General features: G+C 58.5%; 11 protein-coding genes and 1 pseudogene. 2 read left to right on the top strand and 10 right to left on the bottom strand.

Annotated elements, in window-relative coordinates:
* Positions 1-543: 543 nt before the first annotated feature.
* From ACFLEY_RS04535 to ACFLEY_RS04490, 10 genes and pseudogenes are all read right to left on the bottom strand, one after another.
* A complete protein-coding gene (locus tag ACFLEY_RS04535) occupies positions 544-1,812 on the bottom strand; it encodes an IS256 family transposase (protein WP_038952271.1) in 1,269 nt (422 codons plus the stop codon).
* Positions 1,813-1,912: 100 nt separating this feature from the next.
* Positions 1,913-3,025 carry a nodulation protein NodZ gene (locus ACFLEY_RS04530; RefSeq protein ID WP_082755863.1) on the bottom strand — a complete coding sequence of 371 codons (1,113 nt, stop codon included), beginning with the start codon at positions 3,023-3,025 and terminating at the stop codon, positions 1,913-1,915.
* 165 nt (positions 3,026-3,190) lie between these two features.
* Positions 3,191-5,217, bottom strand: a pseudogene (locus ACFLEY_RS04525) (carbamoyltransferase).
* Between the two features lie 256 nt (positions 5,218-5,473).
* Positions 5,474-6,262, bottom strand: coding sequence for an ABC transporter permease (locus ACFLEY_RS04520; RefSeq protein WP_396604535.1), 789 nt, complete (start codon positions 6,260-6,262; stop codon positions 5,474-5,476).
* Positions 6,263-6,265: 3 nt separating this feature from the next.
* Positions 6,266-7,186 (bottom strand): nodulation factor ABC transporter ATP-binding protein NodI, encoded by a 921-nt coding sequence (nodI, locus tag ACFLEY_RS04515; RefSeq protein WP_082755861.1) that lies wholly within the window; start codon positions 7,184-7,186, stop codon positions 6,266-6,268.
* A 1-nt stretch (position 7,187) separates the two neighbouring features.
* On the bottom strand, positions 7,188-8,897 hold the full coding sequence (gene nodU / locus ACFLEY_RS04510) for a nodulation protein NodU (RefSeq protein ID WP_060910095.1): 1,710 nt from the start codon (positions 8,895-8,897) through the stop codon (positions 7,188-7,190).
* A gap of 13 nt (positions 8,898-8,910) precedes the next feature.
* Positions 8,911-9,540, bottom strand: a complete 630-nt coding sequence (gene nodS / locus ACFLEY_RS04505; RefSeq protein ID WP_060910094.1) for a nodulation methyltransferase NodS — start codon at positions 9,538-9,540, stop codon at positions 8,911-8,913.
* Positions 9,467-10,924: a chitooligosaccharide synthase NodC gene (gene nodC, locus ACFLEY_RS04500; RefSeq protein WP_082755860.1), complete on the bottom strand. Its 1,458-nt coding sequence runs from the start codon at positions 10,922-10,924 to the stop codon at positions 9,467-9,469. Before nodC ends, nodS begins: the two co-directional genes overlap by 74 nt.
* 14 nt (positions 10,925-10,938) lie before the next feature.
* A complete protein-coding gene (nodB, locus tag ACFLEY_RS04495; protein ID WP_011084823.1) occupies positions 10,939-11,598 on the bottom strand; it encodes a chitooligosaccharide deacetylase NodB in 660 nt (219 codons plus the stop codon).
* On the bottom strand, positions 11,595-12,227 hold the full coding sequence (locus ACFLEY_RS04490) for a NodA family N-acyltransferase (RefSeq protein WP_060912862.1): 633 nt from the start codon (positions 12,225-12,227) through the stop codon (positions 11,595-11,597). The genes nodB and ACFLEY_RS04490 overlap by 4 nt, the downstream gene beginning before the upstream one ends.
* 792 nt (positions 12,228-13,019) lie before the next feature.
* On the opposite strand from ACFLEY_RS04490, the gene nodD1 reads away from it, so the two are divergent.
* Both nodD1 and nodD2 read left to right on the top strand, forming a co-directional pair.
* Positions 13,020-13,964: a transcriptional regulator NodD1 gene (gene nodD1 / locus ACFLEY_RS04485; RefSeq protein WP_018646994.1), complete on the top strand. Its 945-nt coding sequence runs from the start codon at positions 13,020-13,022 to the stop codon at positions 13,962-13,964.
* A gap of 633 nt (positions 13,965-14,597) precedes the next feature.
* The gene (gene nodD2 / locus ACFLEY_RS04480) at positions 14,598-15,590 is read left to right on the top strand and encodes a transcriptional regulator NodD2 (protein WP_035696200.1); all 993 of its coding nucleotides are present in this window, start codon (positions 14,598-14,600) and stop codon (positions 15,588-15,590) included.
* The last annotated feature ends 132 nt before the right edge of the window (positions 15,591-15,722 follow it).

Below are 15,722 nucleotides of genomic sequence, written 5' to 3'. Positions count from 1 at the left end.
CACGATCGCACAACCGTACGAGCCTGCGGCTGGCCGGCGCCTCTCGTCGAAGTCGAAAGATGCCCGGGGATAACGGCCACGGCCATTAGCCGCCCCAACATAAAACTGATGTACCAAGCTTGCACGTTAGATTCGTCGGCGGCCACTTTTGATCTATCGCGCCATGCTCTGAGCGGCACTGGATTTCGCGGCGCTAGTTCCAAGCATGAGCTGGCGAGCTGAAATGTTCATCCGTGATTGAGCGTTGTTTAGCTTCCATCTGCGGCCCGCCCGAAGCGAAGACGAAGGCGTGCTCCTTCTGTAAAACGCAGCGGCACTTTAGGGCCGTTGTTGTCGAAGCCGCGCCTTAGCCGAACGCATTCGGCCGCGGCTTCGTTCTCTTCGCCCCTGGAACGTTGCGGCAATGACAGCCCGCGGGCCAGAAAATCGTCGCCCGGAGAAGAACTTCCACGGCTATCGGACGTAAAGAGCGGCGGTGAGATCGATCACGCGGGTTTGCGACTTTCACGAGAGCTATGGCTGATTTTGGGTGACGCGGCCTGATCAGGCGGCGTGGCTTTCAGTGTTCGGAATGACTTCGATTCCGTCGATGAACTTTACACCGGCGATGACTTTCGGCAACTGGTTCGTGCTCTTCAATCGCCGCCAGGTCTTCGATGCGGCGTCGATGAGCTTGAACACCATCAGCTTCGCAGTTTGTTGCGACAGCGATCCCTTGGTCCGCACCGTTCGGTGGCGCACCGTGGCGAAGACGCTCTCGATCGGGTTCGAGCTGCGTAGGTGGATCCAGTGCTCAGCAGGGAAGTCGAAGAAGGCGAGCAGCGCATGGCGATCCTTGATCAGGCACTCCACCGCACGTCCGTATTTGACGTGGTATTTCTCGACGAAGACGTCGATCGCGGTTTCAGCTTCGGCCCGGTGTGGGGCCAGATAGATGTTCCGCAGGTCGTTCTTCATGGGGCCCTGCACGGATTTGGCGACCTTGTCGAGTACGTTGCTCACTTTATGGCACCAGCATCGTTGGTGCCGCGTGCCGGGAAAGGCCTCGTCCAGTGCCTTCCAGAAGCCGAGGGCGCCGTCGCCGATGGCGAGTTGCGGGGCAATCCGTAACCCGCGTTGCCGCAGGTCGATCAGGAGTTCGCGCCAGCTCTGCGCGCTCTCGCGCACGCCGACCTGGAAGCCGATCAGCTCCTTCTTGCCTTCCGGCGTGGTGCCAATCAGCACCAGCATGCATTCGCTGTGATCTTCCATGCGGGCCTGCAGGTACACGCCATCGGCCCAGATGTAGACATAGCGACGCGCCGACAGATCGCGTCTCTGCCAGCGTTCGTACTCGACCTGCCAATCGGCCTTCAGGCCGGCGATCACCGAAGGCGACAGGTTCGGCGCATCCTTGCCGAGCAGCGCCGAGAGCGCCTCCTGGAAGTCGCCGGTCGAGATGCCGCGCAAATAGAGGACCGGGATCAAGGCATCCAGGCTCTTCGTCCGCCGCGCCCATAGCGGCAGGATTGCCGAACTGAAGCGGAGGCGGTCGCCTGGCCCGCTCGCTCCGCGGTCGCGGACCTTGGGACGAGCGACCTCCACCGGACCGATGCCGGTCGCAATCTCGCGCACCGGACCGTGCCCATGTCGGACCAGGCGCGCTCGACCGTCGGGCAGCGTCAGATTGGCCGTGCTGGCCAGAAACGCGCCAACCTCGATCTCGATCGCCCTGGCAAGCAGGTCCCGCGCGCCGGCTCGAACGATATCGGTCAGTGGATCATCAACCGCGGACGGCTGACGGAAAGCAAGAACATTGGTAGTCTCGGTCATGGCGTATCGCTCTCCTCGAGAGGTTCTGGCAGGCTCGTCACCCGCCTCGATACGCCGCCTTCCTCACACCGTCATCACCCAGATTCCGCCATAGCTCCTTTCACGAAGCCATAAGCGCTTGCGAGTTGTCTTCAATCAGGATCAACCGGCCCGGATCGTTCAAATCGAATTCTATAACGCGTGGGGCGAAAAGACGCGCATAGCGCGTAAAAGCGCTCGTTGGCGGAAAACGGATCACCGTGTCGCAGCGGGCAAGGAGATACATCTCGGTGAGGGCAGAAAAGCCGCCTTCAGCTCCGAGGGCGGGATGGTGCAATGGGCCCGCTTGAGGCTCCTGGAACTGCTTTGGAATCGCGAAGATATCGGGAAATTTAACCGAAACCTGCTCGAGGACGAGCGCACTGTCCGTGCACAGGAACGCCCTCACAGGTTTTGCGTGGGATAAACTCCTGGCCTCATCAATGGCATTGTAGATCTGCCGCAAGGCGCGCTCCGTGTCCGCCCAGTAAGGGGCATGCCCCATAATATCTTCGCCATTGCCATGCCGGACATGAATGCCGATTACGCTGTACGGCTCAAAGTGCTCGCGGTAGATAGCATCAATCCGGGCCTGAATTTCAGGCCGCGGCTTAATACTCCGGAAGATTTCTCGTTCCGCTTCCTGATCGCAGCGCCACATCAGGCAGGCATCACACACAACCGTGTTAGCGTCACTATCTCTCTGACTTTGGAACAGTTGATCGAGTTGATCGCGTTCCCTGAAAATCTGCTCGTCCGGTCGATAGATGCAATCGAAAGATGGCTTGTTCCACCATGTTGGAAAGAATGGTCCTGGAAACGAACGCGTATTGATGTCGTCATCGCAAATTACTCGCACTCCGCCAATGTCTTCAACCGGTTCGAAGAAGACTGGAAAGGCATTGGTGAATGGTTCATCAAGATAACAAGATCCCCGCCAATCAATGGCTAGCGTCCGTCCTGTCTGCTTTGCAAATCGCCAGGCTGCCGCGAGTGACCACAGACAGTCGCCAAACCCCGTACGTCGCCGGGACACTACGAACCGATCATTGCTCGAACCGCTAACCATCTGCCTTGCCTTTTCGCGCGCTCCTGGTTGGACAAGAGACGTCAGTACAGACGTCTCGCGTATCTTCTCGCCCGGCGTCACGGCCTGAAATCGCGGTGCCGGCGAGCTGCATCGGTAGAACTTCATAGCAGGGCTATCCGTGACGGGCCGCGTTTTCTCAATACGATCGTCCTTTCTTCAACGGTGTTGCATCGACCTGCCCGAAGCCCGATGCCCGATGCCCCGCTCTGCATCGGATGGCCTGGTCCCCTCACATGCACGCATGGGCGTGGCCATGCTCATGAGTCATGGCTATGTTCCGCTTTGTACATTATCGTGACCGCAAGCCGCGTGCAGCGGATGCAGGCGAACGCCCCGAAGCTCCCATACGAGCCGCAATTCCTTCACAAGATCTTCACGCTTGGCCTGGTCCAGCAGGGCTGTGTCGAAAAGCGACCCGAGCGACGCCTCGCCCTCGATTCGCATCAAGATCTCGAAAAGCTCAGGTGAGATACGCATACTAGAGTGGGCGGAATGTCCCATGCGGATCTCGCAGACCGTTTCCTGCCGATCTGGCGCTATGTGGGAGCGAACACGATGAAGGGATGCGTACGGCGGCAATGACGCAGCCAGCGCACTCCAATCCTGCAGTGATGCTGGCCGCTTCCTGACGAGGAACGGCCCAACAACAAGTCCGTCCAGATCAGTCGTCAAAAACGTGGTGATCGCATCTGACACGGACTGCACGATCGGCTCGGCATTGTTGTTAAATGAGGTATTTAGAAGAATCGGAATGCCCGTTCGCTTCTTGAACGCATTAATGACGTCCCAGTAGGCGGGGTTTGTCTTGCGCGATACGGTCTGCAGCCGAGCCGTCCCATCAACGTGCGTGATCGCACCGAGCACGTTACGCTTGGCTTCACGCACGCGAACTACGAAGTTCATGAAGGGGAGCTGCCGCGTGCCGTCGGGGAGCTCAAAAAACTCGCTCGCATCCTCCTCTAATGCAGATGGCGCAAAGGGGCGATAGCCCTCGCGCTTCTTGACCATCGCGTTGATGCGATCCTTGTTTTCCGCAGGCCGCGGGTCCGCTAGAATGCTGCGGTTACCAAGCGCACGTGGGCCGAACTCAGAGCGCCCCTGAACCCAGCCGATTACAGCGCCATTTGCCATCCAGTCCGCCGCACTGGATGCTATGTCATCACTTCGTTGAATGTCGAGGTGGCCTGACCATGCGTTGAGCTCAAGCTCTGTGGCTTGCTCGTTCCCAAGATCGGGCCCCCAATAAACGTCCGGCAGTCGCTCGCGCGGCGCTGGCCTGCCTAGCTCGCTTGATACCATTAATGCAGCGCCGAGTGCGCAACCGGCGTCGTGCGACGCGGGTTGAACAAAGATGTCGTCAAATAGCCCGGAATAAAGCAGCTTACCGTTCAGCGTGCAATTATGGGCCACCCCGCCAACTAGGCACAGGCGTGTCATGCCCGTCGCTTCACGATGGTGCCGCAGGGTGTGAAACACGATCCGCTCCATCGCTTCCTGCAGCGACGCGCTGACATCTCGATGCTGTTGGGTGAATGGCATTCCCTTTCGCCGAACCTGGATGCTGCGCAAAAGGGCTGGTCCGATTCGATCCAGGTGAACGCGATAGCCACCGCTGTCCAACAACTCGTAGAACTGCGCGAAGAGCTCGCGATAGCGATCGGGATCACCATACGGTGCAAGCCCCATCACTTTGTATTCGTCGAACATCCCGCAGCCGAGATATCGGATCGTCTCGAGATAGAACAGCCCAAGAGAGTTGTGTTCCGGGAAACTTACAAGCTGCGCAATTTCGGTCCCGGACCCTACCGCCATTAAGCCTGAGAGAAAATCGCCCCCGCCGTCGATCGCAAACACCAGACTTTGCTCGAACCCGGACATGGCAAACGCGCTCACGGCATGTACTTCGTGGTGATTCACGAAGGAAACCCGGACGGATCGATCTCGGCCCCGAATTCCCGTGCCAACAGCTGCCGCAGCAACAGTTTGGGGTCCAACGGAACGGGCTGAGAAACAGAAAGGCGCTCGAGCATGGTTTTGCAGTAAGCTTCAGTCGCGTAGAACGCGATACGGTCGATGTCGCCGAGCTCGACTCCTGCGGTAGAAAGGCAGTATCGGATCGAATTGCTGGGGAACTTGTTGGAGTGCTTGACGCGGTTGAGGCGCTCCTCTTCGACAGCAGCAATTACGCGGCCGTCCTGCACAAGTACCGCAGCGCCATCGTGAAGAAATGTATTCGGCAGCTCCGGAGAGCTTTCATAGATTCTGTCAAGGCCGCCACTCAGTCCTATGCTCAACATCCCGTTCTCCATGGAAGGCCATGCCGTCCCACCGATCTAATCTGTACAGTCACGCGCAGCCGGTGCGCGTGCCAGGCAGCACAACACGACTTTGCAAGGTCCGATCGGCCGAACAGGCGGCCGTAGAGCTGGCTCGATCGCGGCTTCTCAAGGCCGTTTCACAAGCTGCTGTGACAAACCAGGTCACTCGCGAGCTACCGCGGAACGCATCATGACACTGCATCGCTTTGACTTTCTCCGTTTCGCTGAACTCACGTCAACGCAGCAGGCGGCGCCGAAATAACGCGATCGACGCGAAAAAGGGCAAGACCGCGTAAACGCAGAGCGCGCCTACGTGTAGGGCGGCATTGTCGGCGCCGCGCTCAAGCATCACTGGGCGAATAAGGTCGACCGAATGTGCCAGCGGCAACAAGCCGGCAAAGTGCTGAAATGAGTCGGGCATTTGGCTCGTCGGAAAGACCGCGCCACACAAGAACACCATGGGCGTAAGGACGAGCGACTGGTAAAACACGAAGTAATCGTAAGTTGGCGCAAGAGATATGACGATCATTGCCAGGCTGGCGAAGACAAGGCCCGTAAGGGCGATTGTCGGTATCGCACAAAGAACCGACGTCCAGGATGCATAACCCAGGGTGGCAGCGACAATCCCGATTGCTGTCCCGGCTAGAACGGACTTACTGGCCGCCCACACCAACTCACCTAGAACGATATCGCCAAGCGTGAGCTGTGTGAACAAAATTCCCTCCCAGGTGCGCTTGACATCCATCCGAGCAAAGGCTGCGTACAGAGTTTCAAAGGTCGCGGATGTCATAGCGCTAATCGCGACCATACCCGCCGCCAAAAACGCAATGTACGAAGTCCCCTCAACCCGTCCCACAATGAGTCCGAGCCCAAAGCCAAGGCCAAACAGATTGGTTATGGGATCTGCGAGGTTGCCGAGAAGCGATGCAAGCGCGACTTTCCTCCATGCCAAGTAATTTCGACGCCATACCGCGGTCCAATTGTACGCATTAGCCGGCATGACCGACGCATAACCATCATCCATCGCTCATTTCTCCATCTCGCGCCCGGTCAACCGCAAAAACACGTCTTCGAGATTCGGGGGGCGCTGCAGAACGCGAAGGTCCGTTCGCCCGCGCAGGTGCACGCTGATTTCGTCCGGACATCGCGCGTAACAAAAAAGCGTCTCTCCACTCACTTCGATATGCCGCGCATACGGCCTGATCAGCTCCCGGAGTTGATCTAGATCACCGCCATAGATCTCGATCACGTTGCAGCCGATATGCTCGTCGATCAAGGCGTCTGGCTTGCCTTCGGCGATTTTGCATCCACTCTCAAGCACGCATAGCCGATCGCAAAGGCGTTCGGCCTCTTCCATGAAGTGAGTGGTCAAGAGGATCGTCTTGCCGCGCGCAAGAAGAGCCCGCAGGCGTTCCCAGATCAGGTGGCGAGCATGCGGATCGAGCCCCGTCGTCGGCTCGTCCATCACGAGTAGATGTGGATCATTGATCAGAGCGCGCGCCAGCGTCAGCCGCCGCTTCATACCACCGGACAAAAGGGAGACGCGCACGTCCGCCTTGCTTTCAAGCCGCGCAAACTCAAGCAACGAGGGCACAACCGCTTCGATCGCGCGAGCGCTCATGCCGAAATAGCGGCCAAACACAAGCAGGTTCTCCCGCACGGTGAACTCGGGCTCAAGGTTATCGAACTGCGGCACCACGCCTACGCGCACACGCGCCGCACGAGCGCGGGAAGGCACAGGCTCATCGAGGACCGTAATCTTGCCTCGATCGGGGGAAATCATGCCGAGGAGCATGCGTGCAATCGTACTTTTGCCAGCTCCATTTGGCCCAAGCAGCCCGAAGCACTCTCCGCGCGCAACCGAGAACGACAGGTCATTGACGATAACCTTGTCCCCGAATGACTTTCTCACGCCGACAAGGTCGATCGCCATATTGGACATGTTCATCTTAGGCTGACAGAAGTCGTTCCGCAGGCGATGACTTCTTGATGACCGTTTTGCTCCAGAGCATGCCCTCGCACCACACATGCTCGACGCGCCCCCATTGGCATGCCGCCGCAGCATCGGGAAAGAATCCCCGTCCATGGAGGTTGGCGCTCGTGGTGCAGAGCAGCGGAATGCCGGTGAGTTGCTCAAATTCGATGAGAAGCGCAGCAATTTTGTGAGGAGAGTTGCGGGAAATTGTCTGCAGCCGCGCCGAGCCGTCGAGATGTACCACTGCCGGGATCTTGTCGCGCCAATTCGCCCGGGTCTGGTGATCGAATAGCATGTAAGGATCTGGCGTACCCGGGCTGAAGATCTCCGGCGCACGATCTTCCAGACAGATCGGCACCACCGGCCGGAAGTGTTCGCGCCGTTTGATGTCGTTGAGATGATCCTTCATCTCCGGGGACGTTGGGGCCGCAAGAATGCTTCTACCGCCCAACGCCCGCGGCCCGAGCCCGGCACACCCGGAAAGAAAGATGACGGGCTTGTTGTCAGCAAGAATCGAGGCAAGTTCAGGCAGACTGCACGGCGCCGCCTCCCAGTCCGGCGGAACCTCGCTCTCCTGCAGGGCGGGGCCACTGTAAACTGACCATTCCAACGGCTCGAAGCCATCTTGCGCTGCCATAGCGCCGCACGCCGCGCCGATTGCCGAGCCACTGTCATTTGGAAACGGCGGCACCCAGACATCATCGAATAATCCGGTCGCGCGAAGCGCGCTGTTCCATTTGATGTTGAGACCGCAACCTCCGGCGATGCATAGATTTCGCGCTCCCGGAAGCGACGAGTGCCGTAGCAGAACCATCGCGATCTCCTTAACGAGAAGACGTCCCAGAAACACATGAAACGACGCAAGGACGTCCTCCGCGCGCTTGGCCTTCAGGCGCAATGCGCTTGACTCGAAGAAGTCGTGAATAACTGCGAGAGACGCTTCCGCATTGTTGATGTTTTCGCGGTAGCGACGAGCCTGCTCCGTGTCAGCCGCTAAGCGCGTTTCATAAAGCTCCTGGAACACTTCCACGATGCTTTCGTCCACGGAACCAAGCTCGATGTAGGCCATCAGCTTGCCAGCAATGCCCAAATCCCAACTGGAGCGGTTCGGCTGCCGGTATGGGCCGAAGTGAAGGCCCGCGGCGGCATAGGCATGGCCAATCATCGGAAACAGCGATCCGATGAGCCGCGCGCCCTGGGGCTCGACATAGTAAAGGCGTGGAAAGATACAGCCGTCCCATACCAGACACAACGCGGGTTTCCCCGCGCTGGCGAAAGGACTGGTGCTATATGCTGAGGCGACATGGCCCGTGACATGCGGGTAGCTCTTATATGGAAACTCCTCGCCTCCGAGGAGGAGGCCATAGCCGTCGACGGAATCAAGGAGGCCCTCAGCATGACGCTCGACATATGGCGCGCCTTTTAGCGCGACCGGCACCGCTCCGCTTAGGAGCTGGAACTGCGATTCATTCTCCCCGTCCCAGCCATCAATCACGAACTGATCGATGTCGCGCGGATTCAGGCCATGCTCCGCCAAGGCGAAGACGACTGCATCGAGATTGTCGACGGACTGATAGCGTGGACCATTGCCGCGCTTCTCTTGCTCGACGCAAAAAAGACGCCGACCGTCCTCGACGACAGCAATTGCTCCGTCATGTGTCAACTTTATTCCGCAGATGCGCATACGTCCTCCTGGCCTAATGACCGGCGTTTGATTGTGCCGACGCGCCGCCCGGCTTCAGAAACCGGACGATCAAGCAGTCTTCGCTCGCCGACCCGGTGCAGCAGTGCCGGCGCTCGATCTCTGATAGGCTCTCATTGAAGAGAGCGATCACCGTCTCAGCACCGGCAGCATGCCCCCAGCGTTGACATATTTCATCACGCGCAGACCCGAAAATGAGAGTCTCATCTGGCGCAAGCATACTCACCAGGTTGCGGATAGCCGCATGCATCTCGACCACGTCCCCGAGGTAGTAAAGAACCTCAGCCACGACAATCAAATCGAATTGCTCAGTGGTCGAGAACCGCTGAATGTCGCAGGTCACCCAACTAATATGTGACCATTTCCCGGTCCGCAGTCGCGTTCGCTCGATTGCCTGCGGCATGACATCCACGACCGTAAGTCGCTCGCATAGCGGCGCCAGCATCTCCGTGAATGCACCGGCTGCACATCCTACTTCGAGCGCAGACGCCGCATCTCCGTCGCGGCGCGACATCCGGAGCATTTGCGCGTATCGCTGCTGCTCGAACGCACTAGTGTCGAGGCGCCACGGGTCGTCGACAGCCAACTCTCGCTCTAATAACTGATGGTTTTCGTCCTGAGTCATCAGCCGACCACTTATTTGTAGACAGTCGAACGATCGCGACCGGAAACACGCTCCGTCGCCGCCAGGCTCGATGGAGGCTGCGATAACGCCGCCTTACGAATAGGAGCAGGCGCCCCCCTACACCAGCAGGACTTCGTCCGGCATTCGGGTGCAGGATGACAGGCTGTTTCCCCTCTTCCGTCGGCATATCGGTGACTTTCCGAGATAGCCAATCGCTATTGCTCAATGTACAAAGCGCATAGGCCTTCAAAGGCAGTAAGAGACAGATATTGATCGGCGTGTGGAGCGAGAAGCCGATAAACCGCAGCTCGCGGGCACGAAGCGCTGCCACACAGCACCGGACCGTAGTCATTGCAGCAATCGTCAATCCCGTCCACCAGGGTATAGAGCCATCGATCAGGAGCTGTGCGAGCGCAGCAAGTGATGAAATGGCGAGGAGCAATGGGCCGAGATTTTGCCCGATAACGTCTAGCGTCAAATAACCATCGAGCTCTGGCAGCAGGCGCCAAGCAAGAAACGTATCTCGAAAGGTACTTCGCGCCCAGCGGAGTTGCTGTCGTAGATATGGCCGAAGACTGTGCGGGACGACTGTGGCTGCTATGGCGTCCGGAACGTATTCGGTTCGAAACCCCGCCTTGAGCATGAGTATCGTTAGGTGGCGGTCCTCGCCGAAATCGCTCGGCTTCCCACGAAAGAATTGGGCTTCATATTGATCAAGAAGCAAGGCGAGCGCGGAACGCCGATACATGGCACATGGGCCGCAGCAACACATGACGGCACCGAAGCGCGCCTGTGCCGCGCGCTCTTCGTTGCACGCGAGCCAATATTCCATGTCGATCAGCCTGGTCAGCCAGGTCTGGTTGCGATTGCTCGCGATCAGCTGACCCATGGCCGCACCGATTCCCGGGTCATGCATCTTCAATACAAGCTTCGTGACGACGTCGGCAGCAAGTATCGTATCGGAATCGACGTTGAGAACCAGATCACCGGATGAGCTGCGTATCGCTGCGATCTGCGCCTTGCGCTTTCCCACATTGTTCGCCAACAAGATAAAACTGAATCTCGGATCGCTCGCATATATCCGGTGTACAGGCGCGACAACGTCGCGGTTTGCCGATCCGTCATCGACCACATATATCTGCATCTTTCCGGCGTAGTCTTGACTGGCAATCGACTCCAGACATTCGGCGAGTGTGTTCGGATTCTCGTTGAAGCACGGCACGATCACGTCCACAGCAGGAACGACCACCTCGGCTTGTCCAAGGTTGTCCAGCGATGAGTTGATCGCCGGCTGAGCATAAAGCGCTTGCACGCTCTTATAGATCGTCGATAGGAGCGCATAAGATGAAACGGCGGCAGCACTGGTCGTCGCGAGCAGGTCCATGGGGTGTCGTTTTTTCAGTGGAGTTGAGGGAGTGGACGGATTACAAACCCGCGCCGTTGTAGTGCTGGAATGAGATATGCCAGCGCCGTCCTGGTCTGATCGCGCAGCGTAGAGCCACTGGGCAATCCCTCCTCATCGGGAGGATATCCGTCGTGCAGGAGCACAATTGCACCCGGGCGTACGTTCGCCAGTACGGAATTCACAATTGCATCAACCCCGGGGCGGGACCAATCTCTAGGGTCGACCGACCAGTGCAGAGCCGTGAGACCAGCGCTCGCCGCCACTGCGAGCACATCTCGCGTCCATATGCCGTAAGGCGCTCGCATATGCCTGGGCGAGGCCAGCGGGCACGCCAGACGGATGGCTTCGCTCGCCGTCAGCACCTCGTCGTGTAGCTCCGTAGGTCCGCATCTGGATAGATCAGGATGGGTCATCGTATGGTTCGCAACCTCATGCCCTTCCGCAATCATTCGTCGGATGAGTTCAGGATGCTCCGTCGCGTACGTCCCGATGACGAAGAATGTCGCGGGGACCCGATGTTGCGCCAGGACATCGAGCACCTCTGGCGTACAAAATGGATTTGGCCCATCGTCAAAGGTCAAATGGACAGCTCGACTTCCGCCCGCGTCAGCGTAGTCGCAGCGGACAGTAGATAGGGTGGAACGCTCTGTCACAACTCAGGCCCGTTACGATCGATGACAGTCCCGGCCGGCCATTCGCTTATCGAGCGTCCGACCGGAAACACCACGACGATCACGTCTTCGATGCGCGTCGGCGATACATTTGGATAGACATCCGGCAAGGTGGAGCGGACGCGAATGCCACGCATCAGGGTGGCGAGCCCCTGCCTTTCGACCAGTCGGGTCAAATGTTTTTCGAGGGCCGAGCGAACCGCGCCAAATCCGAATGGAACGCCGAGCTCCTGGAGTGCGGGATACATCACGCGCATTGCGTGGCCTATCCCGTGCCCCTCGAGATCGGGGCGCACCGCATACAACCCCAGTTCGGCCACAGGGAGATCGACTTCACCAACTTTGATGAAGCGGCGCAGTAGCCCGATGTGAGCCGCTACCCCGCGCGCGTCGTAACCAATTACGCGGAGCTCGGGTCTTGCTCCAGCCCAACTTCGGCTCCGCTCAAACGGCTGCGCATTGAACGCACCCGTCGGTCCGTAACTCTTGCGGAAGAACTCCGCGAGCTCGGCATGATCGGCGAGCTGCAGTTCACTTTCCCAACGAAGGCTCCACTGCACTTGAGCGCGCCCAGAAGATCCTTCCGCAGTCGGGGAGACGGCAATGTTCATGGCGAGCTTCCTTGCGCCGGTGGAATGAAGAGCGGGGATGGTCACGTCAATTCGCTATTCGCCGAACCGCCGATGAATGCTGAGATGCGCCGCCATGCTCTGTCGGAGCTCGGCACTGCTCGCCTACTCCGCGCCGCTGGCCTTTGCGCGACGGAGCGATCGCTTGATTGCACCCTCGTGCGGTTGATGCCGCGCTCACGATAAATCGGAAGCTGCCGACGAGGCGGTTGGGCTAGCCAGAACCTGTCTGCACCAGCGAGCTTTTGCGCCTGCAGTCGCATCGCCCTCCGGCGCTTTGACGTCTGAGGGCCGGCCATCGGCGCGCAAGCCTCATCGATGGCGCATCGGAGCGGCATCAGATCACACTGGCTTTTATACATCTTCGACACGCCCCACATGCACTGGACAGGCGAGCCATTTGGAACGGCGCCTGGAATTCTTGGCATCCGCAACCTGCGTCTGCCTCTATTCTTCGACACTAGAATGAGTCTGAACGCGCCCTCAATTGTACGCGGGTAAACCTCAAATATGGAAACGGATGATATCCGCATACCAACGTTTATCGGGACGCGCTTGGCGTTCGAACGGCCACGCTTAAGGAGAAACACAACGCGCGCCCATGGTGCGCTCCCACGTCTGGGAGCTCTTCTCTTAGCTCACGTGAACGACCGGAAACCATCGTGGCGCGTCTAATTGCTTTTTCCAAACTTCAGTTTGCTATCCAACCTCCCCCAGTTTGGTAAAATCGATTGTTTCGATAGAACACATCCACACGATGGATAGACTCATCACATGCGGTTCAAGGGACTTGATCTAAATCTTCTCGTTGCGCTCGACGCCGTGATGACGGCGCGCAACCTCACAGCGGCGGCTCGCAAAATCAATCTGAGCCAGCCTGCTATGAGCGCTGCGATCGCACGGCTGCGCACCTATTTCCGCGATGAACTCTTTACTATGAGAGGTCGCGAACTCGTCCCGACACCTGGCGCGGAAGCTCTTGCAGGTCCGGTTCGCGAGGCCCTGCTGCACATCCAACTCTCAATCATATCGCGGGACGCGCTCGACCCTGCTCAATCGAGCCGACGCTTCAGGGTCATTCTCTCAGATTTTATGACGATCGTTTTTTTCCGCAGAATTGTGGACCGCATGGCGCAAGAAGCCCCCGCGGTGCGCTTCGAACTGCTGCCATTTTCTGATGAACCGGATGAGCTGCTGCGGCGGGGCGAGGTCGACTTTCTCATTCTGCCGGAACTTTTCATGTCGAGCGCGCACCCTAAGGCGACGCTGTTCGACGAGAGCCTCGTATGCGTCGGATGCCGCGCGAACAAGCAGCTATCCCGGCAGCTTACGTTCGAACAATACATCTCGATGGGGCACGTTACTGCCAAGTTCGGACGCGCACTGAGACCGAACCTCGAAGAATGGTTTTTGCTTGAGCACGGCCTGAGGAGACGAATTGAGGTCGTCGTGCAGGGCTTTAGCCTGATTCCGCCCCTGTTGCTAGACACGAGCCGTATCGGCACGATGCCCTTACGACTGGCCAGGCACTTCGAAAAGCGGATGCCGTTGCGGATCATCCAACCGCCCCTCCCCCTGCCCACATTCACAGAGGCCCTGCAGTGGCCCTCATTCCACAATACCGACCCCGCGAGCATCTGGATGCGTCGGATATTGCTCGAGGAAGCATCCAACATGGCATCTGGGGACCAGGAGCCTCCAACTCGCAGGCGCTGTTAGGCTTACCTTAAGCTGCGCTCTGAACATCCCCGGCACACTGTAGAACCTTCGACGTGCCCCGTTTTCTTTCGTCTCTCCAGGGTATGGAGGTGAGAAGGAGCCATAGACGCGCAATGCGACGATCGGTCGCGAAGCCTTTTCCAGTTGTGCGCGTGGTGACCTCGAAGGTGCGGTTTGATGCGCTCACGACGCATTCAGGCTACGTCCGGCAACCATCGCAGAAGAATATGCCACCCGTGCAAATGTTTGGCTCTATCACTAAAATGTCTTGAACCGCACATTGCGTCAGGTTGTAGGTTGCTCTCGTGACAAGCGCTGCACGACCCAGCTGTCGACACCGCGCTTTGGCACGCTGACGAACACTGGGCTGATCTGCCATCAGCGGACTGAACGACCCTGCTGCGTGGCCGGCCGGAACCGGCAAGACCAATTAGCTTGGAGCTCCCGACGCTTTCCCGCCGCTGCCGATCGGCTTTCCGCTTGCTCTCCATTGTTGCGGTCATCTCGCAAGCTTCTTTTCCCGGGCGCAGGAATGAGCCGATGTCCATTGGGGCGGGCCAAGACGATTGCTCCAGGCGCTGGCGCCACCGCACGCTATTGCGCAGCAACGACGTTTGTGCCGGATAGGAAGAGATGCGTTTCAAAGGTCTGGATCTAAATCTTCTGGTCGCGCTGGATGCTCTAATAACTGAGCGCAACCTCTCCTCAGCCGCACGCAAGATCAATCTTAGTCAGCCGGCAATGAGCGCAGCCGTTGCCCGGCTGCGCAAGCATTTCCGTGATGAACTGTTTGGAATGAGGGGGCGCGAACTTGTCTTGAGCTCACGCGCGGAAGGGCTCGCGGCTCCTGTGCGCGAGGCTCTGATGCACATTGAACTCTCGATTATGGCCCGACATCCGTTCGACCCAGCTCGATTGAACCGCCGATTCAGGATCGTCCTTTCTGACTTCGTAACAGTTGTGCTCTTCCGAAATGTCGTAGCACGCGTCACGCGAGAAGCCCCCGCCGTCAGCTTCGAATTGGCTGCGCCGACCGATGAACACGAGCTGCTCCTCCGCCGCGGTGAAGTCGATTTTGTTATCCGGCCAGATTTTTTCATGTCCAGCACGCACCCCAGAGCGGCCCTATTCGAGGAGCGACTCGTCTGCGTAGGCTGCTGCACCAATAGGGAATTACAACCCCGGCTTACATTCGATCGATATATGTCGATGGGTCACGTTGCAGTTAAGCACGGAGGTGCGCCCCGGACGCCAGTTGAGCATTCCTTTTTGACTGATCTCGGACCCACGCGGCGCATCGACATCCTCGTGCAGAGCTTCAGCATGATCCCGCCTCTCATAGTTGGGACGAACCGCATAGGCACGATGCCATTAGGGCTCGTGAGGCATTTCCAAAGAACGATGCCCCTTCGGATCGTTGAGCTTCCGCATCCATTCCCCGCCTTCACCGAGGCGGTCCAATGGCCCTCACTTCACAACAGCGACCCGGGAAGTCTGTGGATGAGGGACATTTTGTTGCAGGAGGCCACCCGCATGGCAACTACACAAGAGCTCCGTGTGACCAGCAGCCCGGAAGACGCGGAGCCCCCGGGACATTTCGTGCGATCCGTCTCACCGTTGCCGTAAGCACATTCGCGAAGTCTACGAACCTCACATTCCAACACTTGTCTCAACACACAATTCCTGCTCGCCTGGCTTGCTCTTATTGCCGGGGGAAAGGATCCTTGCGGCAGGCAAGAGGCGCTTTCGCTCTTCGCA

Origin of the sequence: Bradyrhizobium sp. YCK136, assembly GCF_044570075.1 — a bacterium.
Classification (GTDB): Bacteria; Pseudomonadota; Alphaproteobacteria; order Rhizobiales; family Xanthobacteraceae; genus Bradyrhizobium; species Bradyrhizobium diazoefficiens.
This window is presented reverse-complemented; position numbering and strand designations above follow the sequence as displayed.

Coding starts and splice junctions, on each gene's coding strand:
- ACFLEY_RS04490 (WP_060912862.1), bottom strand. CDS start 12,227: ATGAACATTGCCGTCTCCCCGACTGCGGAAGGATCTTCTGGGCGCGCT.
- ACFLEY_RS04530 (WP_082755863.1), bottom strand. CDS start 3,025: ATGAAGTTCTACCGATGCAGCTCGCCGGCACCGCGATTTCAGGCCGTG.
- nodD2 (WP_035696200.1), top strand. CDS start 14,598: ATGCGTTTCAAAGGTCTGGATCTAAATCTTCTGGTCGCGCTGGATGCT.
- nodD1 (WP_018646994.1), top strand. CDS start 13,020: ATGCGGTTCAAGGGACTTGATCTAAATCTTCTCGTTGCGCTCGACGCC.
- nodS (WP_060910094.1), bottom strand. CDS start 9,540: ATGACTCAGGACGAAAACCATCAGTTATTAGAGCGAGAGTTGGCTGTC.
- nodC (WP_082755860.1), bottom strand. CDS start 10,924: ATGGACCTGCTCGCGACGACCAGTGCTGCCGCCGTTTCATCTTATGCG.
- nodU (WP_060910095.1), bottom strand. CDS start 8,897: ATGCGCATCTGCGGAATAAAGTTGACACATGACGGAGCAATTGCTGTC.
- ACFLEY_RS04520 (WP_396604535.1), bottom strand. CDS start 6,262: ATGGATGATGGTTATGCGTCGGTCATGCCGGCTAATGCGTACAATTGG.
- nodI (WP_082755861.1), bottom strand. CDS start 7,186: ATGAACATGTCCAATATGGCGATCGACCTTGTCGGCGTGAGAAAGTCA.
- ACFLEY_RS04535 (WP_038952271.1), bottom strand. CDS start 1,812: ATGACCGAGACTACCAATGTTCTTGCTTTCCGTCAGCCGTCCGCGGTT.